Raw genomic sequence first — 4,697 nt, forward strand, 5'->3', positions numbered from 1 at the left:
GAGATCTACACCTCTCTATTCGTCGGCTGCGTCTGATGTGTATATGAGACTGGCACGCCGGCCATCGCGCTGCAGTCGCCGCTGACCGTATCGGCCGGCGCCGGCCGCGTGACGCTCGGCGCGACGCGGCTCACGCTCGAAGGCGCGTCGATCGACCTGAAATCGTTCGTGTTCGATCACGGCCAGATGCGCTCGGCGGGCTCCGTGAGCGGCGCGTCGGTCGCGCGTTTCCTCGAGGTCCGCCAGGAGCTGACGGGCCAGCGGCCGCCGGTGCGGACCGACGTCGTGCTCGACGCCGACTGGGATTTCTCGCTCGGCGCGAACTCGACGGGCTATGTGCAGGTGAAGCGTCGCGGCGGCGACGTGACGATCGAAAGCGGGCGCGGCATCGCGTCGCTGGGGCTGACCGACCTGTCCGCGCGCGCGAGCTTCACGCCCGGCAACCGGCTCAACCTGACGGCGCTCGCGAAGGCGAACCGGATCGGCACGCTCGATGCGAACGTCATCGTGCCGTTCGCGCTGCACGACGGCATGTTCGGCGTGGTCAACGATGGCCCGTTGTCGGGCCGCATCGACGCCGATATCCCGGCACTGAAGACGACCGGCAACCTGTTCGGGCCGAGCTACCTGCTCGGCGGGCGCGCGGCGCTGAAGCTGACCATCGCGGGCACGCCGGTGAAGCCGAACCTGTCGGGGATGCTGACGGGCGACGATTTGTCCGCGACGCTTATCGACCAGGGCGTGCAGTTGAAGGACGGCATCGTGCGCGTGAAGCTGTCGGACAACCTCGTCGAATTCCAGCAGGTCGAATTTCACGGCGGCGACGGCACGCTGCGCGCGCTCGGTCGCGTGCGCCTCGACGGCGAGGCGCCCGACCTGACCGCCAGCATCGTCGCGGACAAGCTCGAACTGTTCGCGGCGCCGGACCGCAAGCTGTCGCTGTCGGGCAAGGCGACCGTCGCGAACGACGGGCCGCGCGGCGCGAGCGAACATCGACATCGGCCTCGGCAACAACTTCCGCTTCAAGGGCCACGGCGCGGATCTCGGGCTGCGCGGCACGATCACCGTGATGAGCGCGCCGGGCGTGCCGCTGCGCGCGGTCGGCAACGTGCGCGTGACCGAAGGGTCGACATATACGTCGTTCGGCCGCAAGCTCGCGATCGAGAACGGCTTCTTCACGTTCAACGGCCCCGTGTCGAACCCGGGCGTCAACATCCTCGCGATGCGGCGCAACCAGGAGGTCGAGGCCGGCGTGCAGGTGACGGGCACGATCCAGTCGCTGACGGTCAAGCTCGTGTCGGAGCCGAACGTCACGGACAACGAAAAGCTGTCGTGGCTGCTGTTCGGGCACGGCACCGACCAGGGCAACAACGTCGGCCAGCAGGGTGCGATGACGGCGGCGCTCGGGCTGCTCGGCAGCGTGACCGGCAAGCGCGTCGCGCAGACCTTCGGTCTCGACGAGGTCTCGGTCGGCCGCAGCGAAGTCGGCCTGACCGACCCGCAGGTCGTGCTGGTGTCGAAGGCGATCAACGAGCGGTTCGTGCTCGGCTTCGAGCAGGGGCTGCAATCGGCGGCCAACGCGTTCAAGGCGACGATCAACCTGACGCGCTTCTGGTCGGTGTCCGCGTACGGCGGCACGTTCCAGGGTGTCGACCTGAACTACACGCGGCGCTTCGATCGCTGGTTCGGCAGTGACGCCGCGCGCGCGCGGCGCGCCGAGCAGCCATGAAAAAAGCCCCGCACGAATCGTGCGGGGCTTTTTTTCGCAAGCGGCAGTGCGCGCGGCTTACTTCACGCGCATGCCGGGCTTCGCGCCGCTGTGCGGCTCGAGGATGTAGAGGCCCGGTTCCGCCTTCTCGTCGGTGGCCGACGCGGCGAGCACCATCCCTTCGGACAGGCCGAACTTCATCTTGCGCGGCGCGAGGTTCGCGACCATCACGGTCAGCTTGCCGACGAGCTGCTCGGGCTGGTACGCGGACTTGATGCCGGAGAACACGTTGCGGGTCTTTTCCTCGCCGATGTCGAGCGTGAGCTGCAGCAGCTTGTCCGAACCCTCGACGGCCTGGCACGCGACGATCTTCGCGATGCGCAGGTCGATCTTCGCGAAATCGTCGATCGAGATCGGGGCGTCATCCGCGCCGTTCACCACCGCCTGCTTCGCGTTCGCCTTCGCGTTGTTCTTCGCATCCTTCGCGGCATTCGCGCTCGCGGCGGCCGCGCCGGTGGCTTCGGCCTGCAGCGAATCGCGGTTCGCGGCGAGCAGCGCTTCGATCTGCTTCGGGTCGACGCGCGTCATCAGGTGCTGGTACGCCTTGATCGGCTGTTCCGACGACAGCGGCTTCGCGGCATCGGCCCAGGCGAGCGGCGCGATCCCGAAGAACGACTCGACGGCTTCGGCGACACGCGGCATCACCGGCTTCAGCGCGAGCGACAGCAGGCGGAACGACTCGAGGCTCACGCTGCAGGTTTCGTGCAGCGCGACCGCGTTGGCCGGATCCTTCGCGAGATCCCACGGCTTCGCGCCGTCGACGTACGCGTTCACTTCGTCCGCGAGCTCCATCGTGTGGCGCAGCGCGCGGCTGTACTCGCGTGCCTCGTAGTGCGCGGCGATCTGCGGAATCGCGTCGCGCAGCTTCGCGACGAGCGGATGGTTCATCGCGCTGTCCTGCACGCGGCCGTCGAAGCGCTTGATCAGGAAGCCTGCCGCGCGGCTCGCGATGTTCACGTACTTGCCGACGAGGTCGCTGTTCACGCGCGCCTGGAAGTCGTCGAGGTTCAGGTCGATGTCTTCCATCGTCGCGTTCAGCTTCGCGGCGAAGTAGTAGCGCAGCCATTCGGGGTTCAGGCCGGTGTCGATGTAGCTCTGCGCGGTGATGAACGTGCCGCGCGACTTCGACATCTTCGCGCCGTCGACCGTCAGGAAGCCGTGCGCGAACACGTTGGTCGGCGTGCGGTGGCCCGAGAATTCGAGCATCGCCGGCCAGAACAGCGTGTGGAAGTACAGGATGTCCTTGCCGATGAAGTGATACTGCTCGGTGGTCGAGCCCGGGCGGACCCACGCGTCGAAGTCGACGCCGTTGCGCTCGCACAGGTTCTTGAAGCTCGCGTAGTAGCCGACCGGCGCGTCGAGCCACACGTAGAAATACTTGCCGGGCGCGCCCGGGATCTCGAAGCCGAAGTACGGCGCGTCACGCGAGATGTCCCAGTCGGCGAGCTTGGCCTCGCCGGCGTCGCCGAGCCATTCGCGCATCTTGTTGGTCGCTTCGGGCTGCGCGAGGCCGCTCACCCATTCGCGCAGGAACGTTTCGCAGCGCGGGTCGGACAGGCGGAAGAAGTAGTGCTTCGACGTCTTGCGCACCGGCGTCGCGCCCGACACGACCGAATACGGGTTCAGCAGTTCGGTCGGCAGGTAGGTCGAGCCGCACACTTCGCAGTTGTCGCCGTACTGGTCCTTCGCGTGGCACTTCGGGCACTCGCCCTTGATGAAGCGGTCCGGCAGGAACATTTCCTTGACGGGATCGTACGCCTGCTCGATCTCGCGCTCGGCGATGAAGCCGGCTTCCTGCAGCGCGACGTAGATCTTCTCGCTCAGCACGCGGTTCTCGTCCGAATCGGTCGAGTAGAAGTTGTCGAACGACACGCCGAAGCTGTCGAAGTCGCGCTTGTGTTCGGTCCACACGCGGTCGATCAGCTGCTTCGGGGTCAGGCCTTCCTTCTCCGCGCGCAGCATGATCGGCGTGCCGTGCGTGTCGTCGGCACCGATGTAGTAGACCTCATGGCCATGCATTCGCAGCGCCCGCACCCAGATGTCGGTCTGGATGTACTCGACCAGGTGGCCGATGTGGATCTGCCCGTTGGCATAGGGCAGTGCGGACGTAACGAGGATCTGGCGGCCGCCTTGCGGCGCCGCAGCCTGCACGGAAGTGAGGTCGGATGCGGACATAGGGTCTGTAGAGGAACGGCGGAAAAACGACGGGAAACTGCGATTCTAGCAGGGGCGCGCGCCAGCGACGCGGGCAGGCGCCCTTGAACGGGCGCCGAAACGGGCGGGGCCGCGCAAGCGGCGTGCCCGACGGCGATGTGCTGCGGTGCAGCACGAATTCTGCGGGCAAAAAAAACCGGGGCGGATACGGCCCCGGAGCAACAACGACAAGAGGAGAATGGTGACGCGCCGGCAACACCAGCCGCGTACCGTAAATACTGACCACGGCCTGCGACAGAAGTTCGAAAATATTTTCGATTTGTTACCGGCTCCGCCGGAAGCCTTGTCCGGCGGGGCGGCGCGAGCGGCGGGCCCGCACCTTCTCCTCGTCGTGCGCTTACTGCGCCTGCGCTGCGCGCAGGTAGATTTCGACGCGGCGGTTCTGTGCGCGGCCGGCTTCGGTCGCGTTGTCCGCGATCGGGTTCGATGCGCCCATGCCTTGCGCCGACAGGCGGCCGCCGTTCACGCCGCGCTGTGCCAGTGCGTTCACGACGCTTTGCGCGCGGTTCTGCGACAGCGTCTGGTTCAGCTGGGCCGAGCCCGTGCTGTCCGTGTAGCCGACGATCGATGCCGTCACTTGCGGGTTCTGGTTCAGCGTCGTCGCCAGGTCGTTCAGCAGCGGCGTGAAGGCCGGCGTGATCGCGTACTGGTTCGTCGCGAACGTCACCGAGCTCGGCACGTTCAGCTTCAGCGAGCCGTCCGGCTGCTCGGTCAC

At 66.9% G+C, this 4,697-nt stretch carries 2 protein-coding genes and 1 pseudogene; 1 reads left to right on the plus strand and 2 read right to left on the minus strand.

Annotation, left to right across the window (positions count from 1 at the left end; all coding sequences use genetic code 11):
* Nucleotides 1–51: 51 nt before the first annotated feature.
* Nucleotides 52–1,729: pseudogene (locus JYJ84_RS28815) on the plus strand (translocation/assembly module TamB domain-containing protein); the annotation flags it as partial.
* Nucleotides 1,730–1,786: 57 nt separating this feature from the next.
* Here the strand turns inward: JYJ84_RS28815 and metG are convergent.
* Nucleotides 1,787–3,943, minus strand: a complete 2,157-nt coding sequence (metG, locus tag JYJ84_RS28820) for a methionine--tRNA ligase (protein WP_122946026.1) — start codon at nt 3,941–3,943, stop codon at nt 1,787–1,789.
* Between the two features lie 376 nt (nt 3,944–4,319).
* Nucleotides 4,320–4,697, minus strand: a 378-nt coding sequence (locus JYJ84_RS28825; RefSeq protein ID WP_205189783.1) for an OmpA family protein, incomplete at its 5' end; no start/stop codon positions are given.

The organism is Burkholderia sp. LMG 13014 (assembly GCF_905232215.1).
GTDB lineage: Bacteria > Pseudomonadota > Gammaproteobacteria > Burkholderiales > Burkholderiaceae > Burkholderia.